The organism is Micromonospora sp. CCTCC AA 2012012 (genome assembly GCF_040499845.1).
In the GTDB taxonomy this organism is placed as follows: domain Bacteria; phylum Actinomycetota; class Actinomycetes; order Mycobacteriales; family Micromonosporaceae; genus Micromonospora; species Micromonospora mangrovi.
Genome location: NZ_CP159342.1, coordinates 6,243,945 through 6,261,682 on the forward strand (window position 1 = coordinate 6,243,945; position 17,738 = coordinate 6,261,682).

At 73.3% G+C, this 17,738-nt stretch carries 13 protein-coding genes; 7 read left to right on the top strand and 6 right to left on the bottom strand.

Annotated elements, in window-relative coordinates:
- Positions 1 to 62: 62 nt before the first annotated feature.
- Positions 63 to 5,375: a type I polyketide synthase gene (locus ABUL08_RS28330; protein ID WP_350933086.1), complete on the top strand. Its 5,313-nt coding sequence runs from the start codon at positions 63 to 65 to the stop codon at positions 5,373 to 5,375.
- A 127-nt stretch (positions 5,376 to 5,502) separates the two neighbouring features.
- Here the strand turns inward: ABUL08_RS28330 and ABUL08_RS28335 are convergent, their stop codons facing one another.
- From ABUL08_RS28335 to ABUL08_RS28355, 5 genes are all read right to left on the bottom strand, one after another.
- Positions 5,503 to 6,639, bottom strand: a complete 1,137-nt coding sequence (locus ABUL08_RS28335) for an epoxide hydrolase family protein (RefSeq protein ID WP_350933087.1) — start codon at positions 6,637 to 6,639, stop codon at positions 5,503 to 5,505.
- Positions 6,640 to 6,751: 112 nt separating this feature from the next.
- A complete protein-coding gene (gene hppD / locus ABUL08_RS28340; protein WP_350933088.1) occupies positions 6,752 to 7,822 on the bottom strand; it encodes a 4-hydroxyphenylpyruvate dioxygenase in 1,071 nt (356 codons plus the stop codon).
- 193 nt (positions 7,823 to 8,015) lie between these two features.
- Complete coding sequence (locus tag ABUL08_RS28345) at positions 8,016 to 9,278, bottom strand: glycosyltransferase family 2 protein (protein WP_350933089.1); 1,263 nt, start codon at positions 9,276 to 9,278, stop codon at positions 8,016 to 8,018.
- A gap of 60 nt (positions 9,279 to 9,338) precedes the next feature.
- Positions 9,339 to 10,208, bottom strand: coding sequence for an alpha/beta fold hydrolase (locus ABUL08_RS28350; protein WP_350933090.1), 870 nt, complete (start codon positions 10,206 to 10,208; stop codon positions 9,339 to 9,341).
- Entirely contained in the window at positions 10,198 to 11,235 is a 1,038-nt protein-coding gene (locus ABUL08_RS28355; protein WP_350933091.1) for a glycosyltransferase, read from the bottom strand. Before ABUL08_RS28355 ends, ABUL08_RS28350 begins: the two co-directional genes overlap by 11 nt.
- Before the next feature lie 180 nt (positions 11,236 to 11,415).
- Between ABUL08_RS28355 and ABUL08_RS28360 the strand changes: the two genes are divergently transcribed.
- Both ABUL08_RS28360 and ABUL08_RS28365 read left to right on the top strand, forming a co-directional pair.
- Positions 11,416 to 11,634, top strand: a complete 219-nt coding sequence (locus ABUL08_RS28360; RefSeq protein WP_350933092.1) for an MbtH family protein — start codon at positions 11,416 to 11,418, stop codon at positions 11,632 to 11,634.
- Positions 11,631 to 12,998 carry a condensation domain-containing protein gene (locus ABUL08_RS28365; RefSeq protein ID WP_350933093.1) on the top strand — a complete coding sequence of 456 codons (1,368 nt, stop codon included), beginning with the start codon at positions 11,631 to 11,633 and terminating at the stop codon, positions 12,996 to 12,998. Before ABUL08_RS28360 ends, ABUL08_RS28365 begins: the two co-directional genes overlap by 4 nt.
- 60 nt (positions 12,999 to 13,058) lie before the next feature.
- Here ABUL08_RS28365 and ABUL08_RS28370 read toward each other — a convergent pair whose 3' ends face one another.
- Complete coding sequence (locus ABUL08_RS28370; RefSeq protein ID WP_350933094.1) at positions 13,059 to 13,838, bottom strand: alpha/beta fold hydrolase; 780 nt, start codon at positions 13,836 to 13,838, stop codon at positions 13,059 to 13,061.
- 196 nt (positions 13,839 to 14,034) lie between these two features.
- Between ABUL08_RS28370 and ABUL08_RS28375 the strand changes: the two genes are divergently transcribed.
- From ABUL08_RS28375 to ABUL08_RS28390, 4 genes are all read left to right on the top strand, one after another.
- Positions 14,035 to 14,373 (top strand): YciI family protein, encoded by a 339-nt coding sequence (locus ABUL08_RS28375; protein ID WP_350933095.1) that lies wholly within the window; start codon positions 14,035 to 14,037, stop codon positions 14,371 to 14,373.
- Positions 14,361 to 15,638 (top strand): RNA polymerase sigma factor, encoded by a 1,278-nt coding sequence (locus tag ABUL08_RS28380; protein WP_350938885.1) that lies wholly within the window; start codon positions 14,361 to 14,363, stop codon positions 15,636 to 15,638. The genes ABUL08_RS28375 and ABUL08_RS28380 overlap by 13 nt, the downstream gene beginning before the upstream one ends.
- 66 nt (positions 15,639 to 15,704) lie before the next feature.
- On the top strand, positions 15,705 to 17,390 hold the full coding sequence (locus ABUL08_RS28385; RefSeq protein WP_350933096.1) for an MFS transporter: 1,686 nt from the start codon (positions 15,705 to 15,707) through the stop codon (positions 17,388 to 17,390).
- Positions 17,387 to 17,674, top strand: coding sequence for a putative quinol monooxygenase (locus ABUL08_RS28390; RefSeq protein ID WP_350933097.1), 288 nt, complete (start codon positions 17,387 to 17,389; stop codon positions 17,672 to 17,674). The genes ABUL08_RS28385 and ABUL08_RS28390 overlap by 4 nt, the downstream gene beginning before the upstream one ends.
- Positions 17,675 to 17,738 lie beyond the last annotated feature (64 nt).

Sequence of the window (17,738 nt, forward strand, 5' to 3'; positions counted from 1 at the left end):
CGCACCACGCACATGAAGAGATGACCCCACCGGACTCTCCCGGTGCTGGAAAGGAGCCCCCCATGAGTCAGGACGGCCAAGATCCCCGCTCGATCGCGGTGGTGGCCATGAGCTGCCGCTACGCCCCCGACCTGGACACGCCGGAGCGGTTCTGGGAGTTCCTCGTCGAGGGGCGAAGCGACGTCAGTGAGATGCCGGAGAAGCGTTGGCAGCCCTACCAGGCGAGCAGCCCGCAGGCGACCTCGATCCTGAACCGCACCACCCGTCGCGGCTCGTTCCTGCGCGACATCGAAGGCTTCGACGCCGACTTCTTCGGCATCTCGCCGCGCGAGGCGGAGTTCCTCGACCCGCAGCAGCGCATCATCCTCGAGCTGGCGTGGGAGGCGCTGGAGCGGGCCGGTATCCCACCGTTGTCGCTGCGCGGCACCGACGCCGGCGTCTACGTCGCCGCCAACTCCAACGACTACGGCCGGCGCCTGCTGGAGGACATCACCCGCACGGGTGCCTGGGCGGTCAACGGCACCACCTACTACGGCATCGCCAACCGCATCTCGTACGCCCTCGACCTGCGCGGCCCGAGCATGGCGGTGGACACCGCCTGCGCCGGTTCGCTGACCGCGCTGCACGTCGCCTGCCACAGCCTGGTCAGCGGTGAGACGCCGGTGGCGATCGTCGGCGGCGTGAACGTGATGGCCACCCCCACCCTCTTCGTCGCGCTGGACGCCGCCGGTGCCACCTCGCCGGACGGCCGCAGCAAGGCGTTCGACGACGCGGCCGACGGCTACGGGCGCGGTGAGGGCGCGGGCGTGCTGGTCCTCAAGCGCCTGGTCGACGCCCAGCGCGACGGCGACCCGGTGCTCGCCGTCATCCCCGGCAGCGGCGTCTTCCAGGACGGCCGCTCCGACGGGATGATGGCGCCCAACGGCAGCGCGCAGGCGCACATGCTGCGCCGGGCCTACGAGCGGGCCGGCATCGCCCCCGAGACGGTCCAGTACGTCGAGGCGCACGGCACCGGCACCCCGGTCGGTGATCGGGAGGAGGCGAACGCGCTGGCCGAGGTGTTCGGTGGGAACCGGCCCGCCGGGGACCCGTGCCTGATCGGGTCGGTGAAGCCGAACATCGGGCACAACGAGGCCGGCTCCGGCATCGCCGGGATCATCAAGACGGTGCTGGCCCTCCAGCACGAGGAGCTGCCGCCGAGCCTGCACGGCGCCCCCACCTCCGGCTTCGACTGGGACGCCTCCGGGCTGCGCCTGATCGGCGAGCGGACGCCGTGGCCGGCCGGTGGGCGGGTCCGCCGCGCCGGTGTCTCCAGCTACGGCGTCGGCGGGTCGATCGCCCACGTCATCATCGAGGAGGCCCCGGCCGGGACGGCCACCCCGGCGTCCACCGACACCTCGACCGAGGGTCCCGTCTTCTATCCGCTGTCGGCGATGTCCGAGGCCGGACTGCGCGCGGTCGCGGGCGACCTCGCCGGTTGGCTGGACGCGCACCCCGACGTACCCCTGTCGTCGGTGCGGCACAGCCTGGCCGCGCGCCGGTCGCCGCTGGCGCAGCGGGCCGGCATCGTGGCGGACTCCGCCGACCAGCTCGGCGCCGGGCTGCGTGCCCTGGCCGAGGGCCGCCGCGACGCCGCGGTGATCCAGGGCTGGGCCGCGGCCGGGCAGGAGACCGACCCGGTCTGGGTCTTCTCCGGGCACGGTTCGCAGTGGGCCGGCATGGGGCAGCGGCTGCTCGCCGCCGAGCCGGTCTTCGCCGAGGCCGTCGACGAGCTGGCCGACGTGTTCCGCGCCGAACTCGGCTGGACGCCGCGCGAGGCGCTGACCGCGGGCGGCCCCTGGTCCGGCTACGAGGTGCAGGCGCTCACCTTCGCGGTGCAGGCCGGCCTGATCCGGGTCTGGGAGAGCCGGGGCCTGCGCCCGGGTGCGGTCATCGGCCACTCGGTGGGCGAGATCGCCGCGGCCGTCGCCGCCGGCTGCCTGCCGGTGCTCGACGCGGCCCGGTTCGCGTGCCGCCGGGCGGTGGCCCTGCGTCCGTTCGCCGGGGACGGCGGCATGGCGCTGGTCAGCCGCCCGTTCACCGAGGTAGCCGACCGCCTGGGTGACCGGACCGACGTGGTCGCCGCGATCGCCGCGAGCCCCGGCTCCACCGTCGTCTCCGGCTCCCGGGCGGCGGTCGAGGAACTGGCCGCGCAGTGGCAGGGCGAGGGGCTGGACGTGCGGACCGTCGACACGGACATCGCCTTCCACAGCCCGCACGTCGACGGCGCCTCGGCCGCCGTCCGGGCCGCCGCCGACGAGCTGACGCCCGCCGCCCCGGTGGTGCCGCTGTACAGCACGGCGCTGGCGGACCCCCGGGCGGACGATCCGCGCGGCGGCGCGTACTGGCAGGCCAACCTGCGGCAGCCGGTGTTGTTCGCCGGTGCGGTGGAGGCCGCCGTGGCCGACGGGCACCGCCTCTTCCTGGAGATCTCCTCGCACCCGGTGGTGACCCACTCGATCACCGAGACGCTGGCCCACCTCGGCGTCGACGACGGTGCCGCGTTCGGGTCGCTGCGCCGCGACACCGACGAGTCGCAGGCCCTGGCCACCGCGCTCGCCCGGCTGTGGTGCCACGGCGCGGCCGTCGACTGGTCCCGGCAGGCGCCGGGCGCGCTGGTCCCGCTGCCCACGATGGCCTGGCAGCACCGGCCGTACTGGATCTTCCCGGAGAACGCCGAGGAGAACGGGCACGGCGGCGGGCACGACCCGCGTACGCACACCCTGCTCGGCGGGCGCACCACGGTCAGCGGCGCGCCGCCCCGGCAGGTCTGGCAGACCTACCTGGACATGGACAGCCGGCCGTACCCGCAGGACCACGAGGTGGTCGACGTCGAGATCACCCCGGCGGCCATCATCCTCAACAGCTTCGTCACCGCCGGTGCCCGCGACGGTCGGATCCCCCGGCTCGCCGACGTGGGCCTGCGTACGCCGCTGGCCGTGGAACCGGCCCGCGTCGTGCAGGTGGTCCTCGCCGAGAACACGGTGCGGATGTCCACCCGGCTGGCGTCCACCGAGGGCAGCGAGGAGGCGGACCAGGAGTGGATCACCCACTCCACCGCCACCATCGACTGGGGCACCGACCCGCTCGTCCGACCGGACGACCCCGAGGTGGTGCCCGCCCGGTGCACCGAGGAGTGGGACTTCACCCGGGTCGACAACATGTTCCGCCGGATGGGCGTCGGCGGGTACGCCTTCCCGTGGACCCTGGAGGCCATGCACCGCAACGACAACGAGCAGTTGGCCCGGCTGACGCTCGAACCCGCGCCGGCCCGGCACAGCGGCAGCTGGGCGCACGTCATCGACGGCGCGCTGACGATCAGCGCGGTGCTGGTCACCCCCGAGTTCGCCAAGCACCAGTGGATGTCCTGCTGGATCGACTCGGTGGCCTTCGACGGCGAGCCGCCGGCCCGGATCGTCGTCCACTCGATCCGCAACCCCAAGTCGCCGGACGACACCGTCGACGTCTGGATCACCGACGAGGACGACGGCCGCCTGGTCAGCGAGGTGCACGGGCTGCGGTTCTCCGCCATCCACGACGGCGAGGGGCACGTGGCGGCGCCGCGGGAGCTGGTGCACGAGGTGGTCTGGCAGCCGGTCGACGTCGGCTCCCTCGCGGAGCGGGGCAGCCTGCGGGCGGCCACCGTGATCGGGGCCGGCGAGACGGCGGAGTGGCTCACCGCCACGCTGACCACGGCCGGCGTGACGGCGACCCGGGTCAGCTCGCCGGAGGACCTGGACGCGGGCGCCCTGGCCGGCCTCGACGCCGTGCTCGTCGCCCCGGCGGCGCACGGCGTGGGCGAGCCGGTGGAGCAGGCCGCCGAGCGGTGCACCTGGTCGCTGATCCGGTCGATCCAGCGGCTGGTCGACGCCGAGGCCGGCGCGGTGGCGCCGGTGGCGCTGCCCCGGCTCTGGACGGTCACCTCCGGGGTCCGCGACGCCGGCACCGAGGAGTCGTTGGCGCACGCCCCGCTCTGGGGCACCTCCCGGATCATCGCCGGCGAGCACCCGCAGCTCTTCGGCGGCGTCATCGACCTCGACGGTCAGGGCAGCGGCGCCGCCCGGCAGGTGGTGGAGGTGCTGCGCCGCCTCGGCGGTGAGGAGGACGTGATCAGCGTCGGCGAGGACGAGGTGGCGGCGTGCCGCCTCCAGGCCATCGAACGCGCCGCCGACGGCGCCGCGCTCCAGTGCCGGCCGACCGACACGTACCTGATCACCGGTGGTCTCGGCGCGCTGGGCCGGCTGGTGGCGCGGTGGCTGGCCGACCGGGGCGCCCGGCGGCTGCTGCTGGCGGGCCGACGGGCGCTGCCGCCGCGTACCGAGTGGGACGCGGTCACCGACCCGGGGGTGCGCCGCCAGATCGACGGCGTGCTGGAGTTGGAGGCGCTGGGCGTCACCGTACGCCCGATCGCCCTGGACATCACCGACGCGGAGCAGGTGGCGCTGGCGCTGGACCCGGCCACCCACGGCCTGCCGCCGGTACGGGGCATCGTGCACGCGGCCGGCGTGGTCCGGGACGCCCTGGTGGACAAGGTCGACCGGGAGGGCCTGCTGGAGGCGATGGCGCCGAAGGTCGACGGGGCGATGGTGCTGCACCGGCTCTTCCCGCTCGGCTCGCTCGACTTCTTCGTCATGTTCTCCTCCTGCGGCCAGTTCGCCCGGCTGACCGGCCAGGCGAGCTACGCGGCGGCGAACTCCTTCGTCGACGCGCTGGCGGCGCACCGCCACCGCGGCGGTGACCGGGGGACCACCAGCTTCGGCTGGACCTCCTGGCGGGGCGTCGGCATGTCGGAGTCCATCGGCACCACGATGATGGAGGCCAACAGCCGTGGTCTGGAGGCGGTCTCCGCGGCCGAGGCGTTCCGGTCCTGGGAGTTCGCGGACCGGTTCCAGCTGCCGTACCAGGCGGTGCTGCGGGTGCTGCCGACGCCGCCGAGCGTCCCCCGGCCGCCCATGCTGCGGCTGCTCACCGCCACCGGTGGCGGCGGCGCGGAGGACGCGGCGCTGGAGGGCTTCACCGTCGACTGGTCGGCGCCGAGCGCCGAGCAGGCCGCCACGATGCTCGACGACGTGCGGGACCAGGTGGCCGCCGAGCTCAACCTGGAGCCGCAGCACGTCGACGTGCGCCGGCCGCTGGTCGAGATCGGCTTCGACTCGATCATGACGGTCGCGCTGCGGGTGCGGCTGTCCCGCCGCTACGGCATCGAGCTGCCGCCGAACATCCTGTGGAACAAGCCGACGGTGGTCCGGCTCTCCGGTCACATCCTGGAGGTGCTGCGGCCGGAGGCCCCGGCCGAGCCGTCGGCCGAGCCCGAGCCGGCCGCCGTGCCGGCCTGACGTACCGTCCGCGAAGCCCCCGCCCGGATCCACCGGGCGGGGGCTTCCCCGTGCCCGGGGGCGACGGCCGCGAAGAAGGGGCCCCGCTCACCGGTCGGTGAGCGGGGCCCGGCGTGCTGCCGCGCGGTCAGCGCAGCGTACGGAAGAACGCCCGCACGTCGTCCACCAGCAGCTCCGGCTGCTCCAGGGCGGCGAAGTGGCCGCCCCGGTCGAACTCGGTCCACCGGGTGATCGCCTTGAGGTCCCGCTCGGCGAAGCGGCGGATCGGCAGGAAGATGTCGTGCGGGAAGACGGCCACCCCGACCGGTACGGTCACCGGCGGGCCGGACATGCCGGAGGCCAGCGCCCGCACCGCCTCCGCGCCCTCGTAGTAGAACTGGGCCGAGGAGGTGGCGGTGCCGGTCAGCCAGTACAGCGAGACGATCGTCAGCAGCTCGTCCCGGTCGACCTCGCCGTCGGTCCACTCGTCGAACTTCTCCGCGATCCAGGCCAGCAGGCCGACCGGGGAGTCGGTGAGCGCGTAGCCCAGCGTCTGCGGCCGGGTCGCCATGATCTTCATGTAGCCGGAGAGGTGCTCGTCGAAGCGGGTGAGCTGGCCCAGCCGCTGCTGCTCGGTCTCGGTGAGTTCGGCCAGGTCGGCCGGGTCGCCGGACGGGAAGGTCATCAGCATGTTCACGTGTACGCCGGCCACCTGCTCCGGGCGCATCGCCCCCAGCGCGAGCGAGATCGGCGAGCCGGCGTCGCCGCCCTGCGCGCCGTACCGCTGGTAGCCGAGGCGCCCCATCAGCTCGCTCCACGCCGCGGCGATGCGCGGCACGTCCCAGCCGGTGCTGCGCAGCGGCGTGGAGAAGCCGTACCCGGGCAGCGACGGGATCACCAGGTGGAACGCGTCGGCCGGGTCGCCGCCGTGCCGCCGCGGGTCGCGCAGCTGCTCGGCGATGCCGGCGAACTCGGTGAACGCACCCGGCCAGCCGTGGGTGAGCAGCAGCGGCAGCGCGTCCGGCTCCGGCGAGGGCAGGTGTACGAAGTGGATGGTCTGGTCGTCGATCTCGGTACGGAACTGGGGCAGCCGGTTCAGGCGCTGCTCCACCGCCCGCCAGTCGAAGCCGTCGCGCCAGTACTCGGCGAGCCGGCGCAGGTGGTCCAGCGGGACGCCGCGAGCCCGCCCGATGCCGGGCAGCTCGTCCGACCAGCGGGTGGCCGCCAGCCGGCGGCGCAGGTCGTCGATGTCCGACTGAGGGATGTCGATGGTGAACGCTTGCATCGGTCCTCCTTCTCCGGGGGTGCTACGACTTCTCCGGGGTGCTACGGGACAGGGCCGCCGGATGACCGGGCGGCCCTGGACTTCGCCGTCTGCGGCGCGACGCGGGGGTGGTTCAGATGTCCCTGCTGCGTTGCAGCTCGACCGCCTGATAGAGCGCCTTGATGTTGCTGCTGCCGAAGGTGCGGGCACCGACGCGCTCGATGATCTCGTTGAAGTAGGTGCCGCGCGGGTGCACCGAGCGCGCGAAGATCTGATAGAGCTGGCCGTGGTGGTCCTCGTCGACCAGCACGTTGAGCTTGCGCAGGTCGGCGATCGAGTGCTTGACCAGCACCAGGCGCTCCTCGACCAGCTGGAAGTAGGTGTCCGGGGTGGTCAGGAACTCCTGGTTGCGGGCCTCCAGCGTCGAGACGGCGTCCACGATGTCGTCGGTGCTGAACGCCATGTGCTGCACGCCGGCGCCGCCGTGCCGCTCCAGGAACTGGTTGATCTGGCCCGGGTCGTGGCGCGGGTCGGGCTCCAGCATCGTCAGGGTGACCTTGCCGGACCGGCTCTGCACCACCTTGGAGTTCATCGCCTGGGTGCCCACCACGATGTGCTCCGTGAAGATCATGTCGAAGCCGAACACCCGCTCGTAGAACTCCACCGTCGAGTCCAGCTCGCCGGCCGGCAGGCAGACCGCGAAGTGGTCGATCTCGTGCAGCCGTGGGGCGTCCCGGTCCCGGGTCGGCGCGACCGGGAGCAGGCCGGGCAGCACCTCGTCGTCGCCGCCGGGCACCCGCTCGACCAGGGTGTGCGCCACGTCGCCGAAGCCGAGCACCGTCGCGGTGGTGACGCCGTCGCGCTGTTGCAGCGGCCGGAGCAGCTCGGCGCCGCGCGACAGCGCCGCGTCCAGGGCGGCGGCGGCGTCGTTGACCCGCAGCGCGATGTCGGCGACACCGTCGCCGTGCCGCTGCACGTACCGGCTGCCGATCCCGTCCGCCGGCGTCGGCTGCGTGACCAGCAGCCGGATGCGCTCGCGGCCGATGCCCAGGGCGGGCGAGGGCGCTCCCGGTGCCGAGCGGGCGAACGTCGGGAGCCCGTAGCCCCCTTCGAGCCAGTCGACGGCGGCCCGCAGGTCGCCGGTGCAGTACTGCACATGGTCGACGGAGAGGTCGTCGAACGGGTGCGCGGAGAGATTGCTCATGATGACTCCCGGTGGGGCAACGGAGGGGTCGCGGCGCGGTCGTCCGGGCGGATCGGGAACGCGGGTGGCGAGTTGCCGGGCCGGGCCGGCCGTCGAGGGCCGGGAGGGCACCGGTGAACACGATCAGCGTCGCACCGGGGCCGTGGGGCGGGCATCTCTGAGCGTGCCGTGCGCTCCCGCCCCCGGCCGGGAGCTAGGCGGGGACCGCGGTGACCGGCCCGGCGAGCGCGCCGTAGCCGGTCGCACCGGTCCAGCTGCCGACGGTCAGGTGGGCGTTGAACGGCTCCCCGTCGTCCCGGCGCATCGCCGGGCGGGCGTGCGCGAGGTGCGCCAGCACGTCGTCGTACTGCACTGTGCTGCCGGCCCGGGCCGTCCGCACCAGCATGTCCTCGTCCTCGCCGCCCCAGCCCAGGTAACGCTCGTCCAGCCCACCGACCTCGTCGAAGACGGAGCGTCGCAGCCACAGGCACGCCCCCGGGACGTCGCGCAGCAGCAGGCCCCGGGCCAGCCCGAGCGGGGCCTCCGGGCGGCCCACCCGGCAGCGTTGCGCGATCACCGCGTCGCTGGCGGGTACGTCCAAAGAGAGCATCTCGGTGTGCGGCAGGTGCGCGGCGTGCGACCGGTCCGCGAAGCGCGCCAGGTTACGGCGCAGGAAGTCCCGGTCGGCGAGGATGTCGGCGTCCAGCAGGCAGAGGACGGGCGCGTTCCCGGGCGTGTGCCGGACGCCCACGTTCACCGTCCACGACTTGTTGAACGGCCCCTGGGCGGACGCGTGGACGTAGTGGTCGACCAGCGGGCGGAGCACCTGCTCCCAGCGCGGCTCGGTGTCGAACTCGGCGACGGTCACCCGGTAGCGGGAGGCCGGCAGGGTCTGGTCGCGCAACGCCAGCAGGCAGGCCAGCACGTTGCGCAGCCGCCCGGTGCCGCCCCGGTCCATCAGCGGTACGACGACCAGCAGCTCCGGCTCCCCGCCGACGCTCCGGGGCGGGACCTGACGGGTCTGCTCGCGCAGACCGGCCACCGTCACCGGGGCGGGTGCGGGGACGTACTGCGGGCCGCGCAGGTAGTCGATGTAGACGTTCCCGTCGGCCTCCCGGACGGCGTCCGCCGCGGCCCGGGCGGCCTCCGGCCGGGTCGCGGTCAGCCGGGTCAGCATCCGCTGGACCCGCAGCTCGGCGCGGATGTCGTCGGGTCGGTCGAAGAGTTCGCGCACGGCGGCGCGGGCGGCCGGCTCGCCCTCGGTCAGGTCGGTCAGCGTGTCCAGCACCCGCCGGTAGTACGGCTCGCTGTGCAGCCAGTAGTCCAGCGCGACGATCCGGACGGCGGGATCGTGGGCGAGCACCGCGTAGCTGGTGAGCCGGTCCGCCAGCACGGAACCCTCCGGCCGGTAGACCGACTGGGCGGCGCGGTCGACCCGGGTCGGGCGCACGTTCATCGGGTTCTCGGTGCGCAGCACGCACATGGGCGTGCAGGCACAGGGACGAGGTTGCACGGGTCCTCCGGGAGGTTCGGGCGGTTACGGTTGCGTGGTGACCGGGGCGCTGAGCGTCAGCACCACGCTGGCCAGCACGAGCCAGTCGGCGCCGAGCAGGTCGTGACCGGTCTGCGGCAGCCTGAGCAGGGTGGCACCCGGTATCTCCGCACTCAGCGCGTGGCCGTGCGCGGGCGGGAAGAGCGGGTCCGCGTCGCCGTGCACCACGAGGGTCGGGGCGGTGATCCGGGGCAGCAGCGGGCGCCAGGGCGGCCCGTGCTGGATCAGCCCGTGATTGGTCATCGCGGTCCGCAGGTCCCCGCCGTGCGTCACCGCGGCCGTCGCCGTCCGCCGCGCCGACGACTCGTCGAAGGGGCGGGCGTGGCCGGCCCGGATCCGGGCCAGGTCGACGAGGTGCTGCACGACGGACTCCGGCCGGTCCCAGTCGGGCGGGTCGACGTCGTCCAGGTCGCAGAGCGTCCGCAGGGACGGCTGCGGCAGGTCGGCGGTGGCGTGGCCGAGGGCCGCCGGGCTGCTCGACACGAGGGTCAGCGACAGCACCCGGTCCGGGTGGGCGAGCGCGACCGCCTGGGCGAGCTGGCCGCCGAGCGAGATGCCGACCAGGTGCGCGGCCGGCAGGTCCAGGGCGTCGAGCAGGCCGACCACGTCGGCGGCGAGCGTGGGGGCGTCGTAGCCGGGCGCGCCGGGCGGGTAGGAGACCGACCGGCCGAGATCGCGGTGGTCGTAGCGGACGACGAAGCGGCCGGCCGTGGCCAGCCGGGTGCAGAAGTCGTCGGGCCAGGAGACCATCGGCGCGGCGGCGCCGGCGATCAGCAGCACCGGGGGATCGGCCGGGTCGCCGAAGCGTTCGGTCGCCAGCAGCACGCCGTTGGCGCTGATCAACTCAACCGGCATACTGCGACACCCCCGTGACGGGCGCCGTCACCACGGCGCGGACCAGCTCGTCGTACGCGTCCTGTTCCAGTTGCGGGGCGTGCGCCTCCCAGGCGTACGCCCGGGCCTGCACGCCCAGTCGGGTCCGCAGCCGCGGCTCGGTGAGCAACCGCCCGGCCTGCTCGCGGAACCCGGCCGGATCGGTGAAGAGCAGGCCGGTGTCGTCGTGCCGGACCAGGCAGGTGTTGCCGGGCACGTCCCGCGCGATCACCGGGGTGCCCAGCCACATCGCCTCCAGCACGGCGTTCGGCATGCACTCGCTCTGCGAGGTGTTCAGCACCGCCGTCGCCTCCAGCATCGCCGCGTGCAGCCGGGGGCGGGACAGCAGTCCGGCGTACCGGACCCCCGGGCCCCGGGCACAGCGACGGCGCACGATGCCGGTGAACATCTCGTCGTACTCCATCCCGGTGACGACCAGGTGCACCCGGGGGTCCTCGCGGTGCCAGCGCTGCACCTCGTCGATCAGCAGCAGCGGATCCTTGACCGGGCGCAGCCCGGCCGGCAGCAGCAGCAGGACGCCGTCGTCGCCGATCCCCAGCTCGGCGCGGAGCGAGTAGGACAGGTCGGGTTCGCCGGTGACCGACTGCGGGATCAGGCGCATCCGGTCGGCGGCCTCCGGCCAGAGCCGCCGGCCCTGGTCCAGGAAGTCCGGGGTGAAGGCGACCAGTCCGGCGGCCCGCCGTACCGCACGGGTCATCACCGCCAGCGCCTCCGGGTCGTACGCGAACTCGTTGAGGTCGGTGCCGCCGAACATGATCACCGAGGGCACCCGGACGTCCTGGAAGAGCCGTCCGGACAGGTAGGCGTGCGAGCCGACGAGCAGTTCGGCGCCGTACCGGTCGGCCGTCGTCGCCAGCTCGGCGGCGTCGTGCGGCGCGGGTACGACGGTGACCGCGTGCCCCGCGGCGCGGAGCTGGCCGGCGACGCGGCTCATGGTGGTGTGGCCGCCGCTGCCGGGCGGACTGTGCACGACCGCGACGATTCTCACGACGGTCACCCTTCTCGGGACAGGACGACGTGCGAGCAGAAGCGTAAAAATGTTGCGCCGATGTCACGTCTCTTGACGTGCGCTCTCGTCTCGGCACTTCCGGAGATGCGGCCCGGTCACCCGCACTGCGAAGGTGGCCAGAGCCCATGTCCGCGGCTTCCCCGAGACGAGAGGACCGCCATGCGCAACCCCTTCGACGATCCGGATGCCGCCTTCCTGGTCCTGGTGAACGCGCAGGACCAGCACTCGTTGTGGCCGGCGTTCGCCGAGGCGCCCGCCGGCTGGGCGGTCGCGCACGGACCGGCCGGTCGCGAGTCCTGCACGGAGTACGTCGACAGCCACTGGACCGACCTGCGGCCGGCCGCCCTGCGCGGCCCGGAGAAGGTGAGCCCGCGATGACCGCCGCACCGCAGGCGCCGGCCGACGTGCCGGTCCGCGCCCCGCTCTCCCTCCCGCAGGCCTTCCTGGTCGCCTTCGACTCCGGAGACGAGGGCGGCCCCTTCGGCAACCGCTACTTCAACACCCAGGTGCTGCGCCTGACCGGCGCGCTGGACGTCGAGGCGTTGCAGCAGGCCCTGGACGACCTGGTCCAGCGGCACGAGGCGCTGCGTACCGTGGTGGTCCGCGGCGGCGCCGAGCCCTACCAGGAGGTCCGCCCGGCCCCGCCGGTACGGCTGGTCACCTCGACCCTCGGGGACGTCCCGGCCGACGACCGGCACCGGCGGGCCGAGGAGTTCGCCGTCGAGGTGGAGGCCGGCACCCTCGAGGTGGACGACCTGCCGCTGCTCCGGGCCCACCTGGGCCGCTTCGACGAGACCGACGCGGTGCTCGTGCTGATCGCCCACCACGTGGCGACCGACGGCTGGTCGCTGCGGGTCCTGGCACGCGACCTGAGCCTGCTCTACGCCCGGCGGACCGGGGAGGCGGTCGAGCTGCCGGGCGCGCCGAGCTACCGGGACTTCACCGTTCATCAGCTCGGTCAGACGGCCGGGGAGCGGGTGGAGCGCAGCCGGGCGTACTGGGCGCGGAAGCTCGACGGGGCGCGGATGCTCGCCGTGCCGATGGACCGGCCGCGTTCCGCCGGCGGCGCCAAGGTGACCTCCACCTACCGGTACGTGCTGGACCCCGACCTCGCCCGCGCGGTCGGCCGGTTCGCGGCGAAGGAACGCAGCTCGACCTTCATCGTGCTGATGGCCGCCTACGCCGCCCTGCTGCGGCAGCGGACCGGGAACCCGGACGTGGTGACGCCGACGATCACCGCCGGCCGCAACGAGCCGGAGTTCGAGAACACCGTGGGCGCGTTCTTCAACTTCATTCCGCTGCGCATCGACCTCTCCGACTGCCTCACCTGGCGGGACGTGGTCGCCCGGACGCGGGCCACCTGTCTGGAGGCGCAGAACCACGAGATCCCGTTCGCCGAGATCGTGCCCCTGGCACCGGAGCTGATGTCCACCTTCGCGGCGGACGACCTCGCCGTCGGCGCCATGCAGGTCTTCCAGAACCCGTTCCAGCGGACCGGCCGGTTCGGCTCCGCCGTGTCGTACACGGAGATGCGCGAGCGCCAAGTGTTCCAGGAGGTCAGCTCGCACATCCCGGACGGGGTCCTGTGGACGCTGGAGGTCGCCCCGGCCGGGATGGTCGGCCAGCTGAAGTTCAACCGCAGCCAGTTCGACACCGACACCATCGCCGGCCTGGTCGAGGAGTTGCAGGCGACCCTGCGCGCCATCGTCACCACGCCGGACGCGCCGCTGCCGGGCGTCTGACACCCCGGGGTACGGGGGGAGGGGCCGGCCAGCTGGCCGGCCCCTCCTCGTGCGGCATCCCTACTCCGCCAGGAACTTCTCCACCACGGGGAAGACCACGTCGGCGTTGAGGTTGTGGTTCTGACCCTCCAGCGAGCGGCGCTGCCCGTCCGACGCCGCCTCGGCGATGGCCGCCACGGTGTTGCGCGCCCACTGCGGGCTTTCCGCGCCGTCCATCACCAGCGTCGGCGACTTGACCTGGGCCACCCGGTCGAGCGGGAGCCGGTAGTCGCCCATCACGGCGGCGTCGTAGCGCAGCGACGGGGCCATGCTCTCCAGCCAGTCCCAGACCGGGCTGTTGGTGATCTTGCTGATCACCTCCGGCGGCATCTCCACCGCCTCCGACATGAAGTAGAGGATGGCCTCGCCCCGCCGCCCCTCGTCCAGCAGCCGGCCCAGCCGCTCGGGATACTCGGCGGAGACCGCCCGGCGCTGCCCCTCGATGATGTACGGCGGTTCGTAGAGCGCCAGCTTGGTGATCGGCACACCGCGGGCCGCCGCCTCGATGGCGATCGCGCCGCCCGAGCAGTTCGCGAAGACGTACGCCGAGCCGCCGGCCACGTCGATCATGTGCGCGAGGTCCTCGACCTCGCGGTCGACCTCGTAGGGCTGGCTGTTGCCGCTGGCGCCCCGTCCGCGACGGTCGTAGTTGTAGACGGTGAACCGGTTCGACAGCAGGTCCGCGAGGGGTGCCAGCGCGGCCTGGTCGTTGAGGGCGCCGCCGGTCAGGACGACGGCCGGGCCGGACCCGGTCTTCTCGTACGCCAGCTCGGTCCCGTCCACTGATCGCGTCGTACTCATGTGACTCCTTAGTCGACAGCCGCCCGAGGACGGGGTTTCGGAATCGGTCCGGGACGTCTGCGCCCGGTAGTCTCTCCAGAGTGTCGCGGTCACCGTTTTGCCCGGGCATCTCGGAAGTTGCGCACCCGCTGCCAGTCGCGGGTGGGGGAGAATGGTGCGGCATCGACCTGCCACCGTCCGCCCGACAGGGGGCTACATGCAGTACATGCTGATGATCTGCGGTAACGAGGAGCAGATGCCCTCGCCCGGGCCGTTGAGCACGCTCCAGGGCTGCTCCGGCTGGGCGCAGGAGATGAGCCGGCGGGGTGTCCTGCGCGGCGGGGCCGGCCTGCGCCCCAGCACCGACGCCACCACCGTCCGGGTCCGTCAGGACGGCGTGCTGCTCACCGACGGCCCCTTCGCCGAGACGAAGGACCAGATCGCCGGCTACAACGTGATCGAGTGTGCCGACCTGGACGAGGCGATCGAGATCGCGTCGAAACACCCGGCGGCCCGTTTCGGCTCGATCGAGGTACGCCCCCTCTGGGACGCGTGACCGACGTCCAGGCGGCGGTCGCCGTCGCGTTCCGCAGCGAATGGGGCCAGCTCGTCGCGACCCTGATCCGGCTCACCGGCGACTGGGACCTGGCGGAGGAGTGCGCGCAGGACTCGTTCACCCTGGCCCTGCAGAGCTGGCCGCAGAACGGGATCCCGGACCGGCCGGGGGCCTGGCTCATGCGCGCCGCGCGTAACCGCGCGGTGGACGTCCTGCGCCGTCAGGCGATCGGCGCGGCCAAGCTGAAGGAGGTCGCCGCCCTCCAGGTGGCCCAGGCCGAGGTGGAGGACCACGGCGTCCTCTCCGACGACCAGCTCCGGCTGATCTTCACCTGCTGCCACCCGGCGCTCGCCTTCGAGTCGCAGGTGGCGCTCGCGCTGCGCACGCTGGCCGGGCTCAGCACCGTGGAGATTGCCCGGGCGTTCCTGGTCTCCGAGCAGACCATGTCGCGCCGGCTGGTCCGGGCCAAGAACAAGATCCGCAACGCCGGCATCCGCTACCAGGTGCCGGGCGCCGCGGCGCTGCCGGAACGCACCATGGCCGTGCTGGGCGTGCTCTATCTGCTGTTCAACGAGGGCTACTCGGCCACCGCCGGGGCGGACCTGATCCGGCACAGCCTCTGCGGTGAGGCCATCCGGTTGACCCGGGTGCTCGCCGGGCTGATGCCGGACGAGACCGAGGTGGCCGGGCTGCTCGCCCTGATGCTGCTGCACGACGCGCGCAGCGCCACCCGCACCGACGAGACCGGTGGGCTGGTCACCCTGGAGGAGCAGGACCGCACCCGGTGGAACGCCGACCGCATCGCCGAGGGCGTCGCCCTGCTCGAGACGACGTTGCGCCGGGGGCGCCCCGGGCCGTACCAGATCCAGGCGGCGATCGCGGCCTGCCACGTCCGGGCCCCCGCCGCCGAGGAGACCGACTGGGCCCAGATCGCGGCGCTGTACGAGCAGCTCGCCCGCTGGGTCCCGTCGCCGGTGGTGGAGCTGAACCGGGCGGTGGCGGTCAGCATGGCCGACGGCCCGGCGGCGGGGCTGGTCCTGGTCGACGCGTTGCAGGCGGCCGGCTCGCTGAACGGCTACCACCTGCTGCCGGCCACCCGGGCCGAGCTGCTGCGCCGGCTGGACCGCCCGGGTGAGGCCGCGGACGCCTACCGGGAGGCCATCTCGATGGCCGCGACGGCCGCCGAGCAGCGGCACCTGGTGCGGCGGCTGGAGGAGGTGGCACCCGGCGCCGACCCGGGCCGGGACGCCGCGGAAAAAGTCTGAGGTGAGGTGTCGGTCTGGGTCCGCCTTGTTCGTCGGTACAGCGAACAGGGAAGGAGAACACCCGACATGGACGTGAGTCTGCCCGAGGGCGGGCGGCGTGACGCCGGGCGGCGCGAGTGGCTCGGCCTGCTGATCCTGGCCCTGCCGACGCTGCTGCTGTCCCTCGACCTCAGCGTGCTCTATCTGGCACTACCGCACCTTGCTGCCGATCTGGACGCTTCCGGCACGCAGCAGCTGTGGATCCTCGACACCTACGGTTTCATGGTCGCCGGCTTCCTCGTCACGATGGGCACCCTCGGTGACCGCATCGGGCGTCGCCGGCTGCTGCTGATCGGTGGCGCCTTCTTCGCGGTGGCCTCCGTGATCGCCGCGTTCTCGACCAGCGCGCCGATGCTCATCGGCGCTCGGGCACTGCTCGGCGTCGCCGGTGCCACGCTCGCCCCGTCGACGCTGGCGCTGATCACCAACATGTTCGCCAACCCCAAGCAGCGCGGGGCGGCGATCGGCATCTGGTCGGCCTGCTTCATGGGCGGCGCGGTGATCGGCCCGGTCATCGGCGGCATCCTGCTCTCACAGTTCTGGTGGGGCTCGGTGTTCCTGCTGGCGGTGCCCGTGATGATCCTGCTGCTGGCGGCGGGCCCGGTGCTGCTGCCGGAGTTCCGCAACCCCGACGCGGGCCGGGTCGACCTGCTCAGCGTCGCGATGTCGCTGGCGGCGATCATCCCGTTCATCTACGGCCTGAAGAAGCTCGCCGCCGACGGCTGGGAGCTGCCGGCCGCGCTGGCGCTGGTCTTCGGCGTGGTGATGGCCGTGCTCTTCGTCCGCCGTCAGAAGCACCTCGCCGACCCGCTCTTCGACATGAGCCTCTTCTCGATCGGTCCGCTGCGCACGGCGCTCGGGTTGAGCCTCGTGGTCGGCACCGTGCAGGGCGGCAGCCTGCTGCTGGTCAACCTCTTCCTCCAGCTGGTGCACGGCTATTCACCGCTGCGCACCGGGCTGCTGCTCGGGCCGCCGGCCCTCGGCATGATCCTGAGCATCATGATCAGCGTCGGTCTGGCCCGGTTCATCCGGCCGGCCTACCTGATGGCCGCCGGCCTGCTGATCTCCGCCATCGGCTATCTGGTCCTCACCCGCGTCGAGGCCGACGGCGGCCTGACCGGCGTGCTGGTCGGTGCGGCCCTGGCGATGGCCGGGGTCGGTCCGGTCGTCTCGCTCGGTTCCAACATCATCGTCACCTCCGCGCCCCCGCAGAAGGCCGGTTCGGCGTCGGCGGCGGTGGAGACGAACGGTCAGTTCGGTGTCGCCTTCGGCGTCGCGGTCAGCGGCAGCATCGCCGCCGCCGTCTACCGCGACCACCTGGTCGTGCCGGCCGGCGTCGTCGGTGACGCGCTGAACACCGCCCGGGAGAGCCTGCCCGGTGCCCTGGCCGTGGCCGCCCGCCTGCCGGCTGCCCTGGCCGGGCCGCTGGTCGCCTCGGCCCGGGATTCGTTCACCAGCGGCCTGCACGTGGTCGCGATCGCGGCCGCCGCGCTCTTCATCCTGCTCAGCGTCTTCACCTGGGCCAGCCTCCGGCGGATCGAGCCGATGCGGGACGGGTTCGCCCCGCCCGGTGGGGCGCCCGTGGAAGCGGCCCCCGAGGCCGCCGCGGAGAACCGGGTGCCGGCGGCGTCGGTGGGCACGAAGTCCGGCCCCTCCAGTCTCGCCGTGGGCGACGGCGTTCATCAGTTGGCACACAACGAGGAGGAAGCATGATCATTGTCGCTGGGTGGTACACGGTTGCGCCCGAGGACCGGGACAAGGTCGTCGAGAGCCACGCGGAGATGGTCGGGCGTGCGCGCAAGGCGGACGGCAACCTCGACCTCGCCATCTCCGCGGACCCGGTGGACCCCGGTCGCGTCAACATGTTCGAGCTCTGGGAGTCCGAGGACGCGCTGAACGCGTGGCGCGCCATCGCCAACCCGCCGGCGCAGATCTCCGAGATCCGCGGCGGCGACGTGCAGAAGCACGAGATCAGCAAGTCGGGTCCGCCGTACTGATGCCGACCTGATCGCCCAGGCGCGAGAGTGCGGGCGTGGCCGCTGACGGCGGTCACGCCCGCAT

Coding starts and splice junctions, on each gene's coding strand:
- ABUL08_RS28330 (WP_350933086.1), top strand. CDS start 63: ATGAGTCAGGACGGCCAAGATCCCCGCTCGATCGCGGTGGTGGCCATG.
- ABUL08_RS28335 (WP_350933087.1), bottom strand. CDS start 6,639: ATGCAAGCGTTCACCATCGACATCCCTCAGTCGGACATCGACGACCTG.
- hppD (WP_350933088.1), bottom strand. CDS start 7,822: ATGAGCAATCTCTCCGCGCACCCGTTCGACGACCTCTCCGTCGACCAT.
- ABUL08_RS28350 (WP_350933090.1), bottom strand. CDS start 10,208: ATGCCGGTTGAGTTGATCAGCGCCAACGGCGTGCTGCTGGCGACCGAA.
- ABUL08_RS28360 (WP_350933092.1), top strand. CDS start 11,416: ATGCGCAACCCCTTCGACGATCCGGATGCCGCCTTCCTGGTCCTGGTG.
- ABUL08_RS28365 (WP_350933093.1), top strand. CDS start 11,631: ATGACCGCCGCACCGCAGGCGCCGGCCGACGTGCCGGTCCGCGCCCCG.
- ABUL08_RS28370 (WP_350933094.1), bottom strand. CDS start 13,838: ATGAGTACGACGCGATCAGTGGACGGGACCGAGCTGGCGTACGAGAAG.
- ABUL08_RS28375 (WP_350933095.1), top strand. CDS start 14,035: ATGCAGTACATGCTGATGATCTGCGGTAACGAGGAGCAGATGCCCTCG.
- ABUL08_RS28385 (WP_350933096.1), top strand. CDS start 15,705: ATGGACGTGAGTCTGCCCGAGGGCGGGCGGCGTGACGCCGGGCGGCGC.
- ABUL08_RS28390 (WP_350933097.1), top strand. CDS start 17,387: ATGATCATTGTCGCTGGGTGGTACACGGTTGCGCCCGAGGACCGGGAC.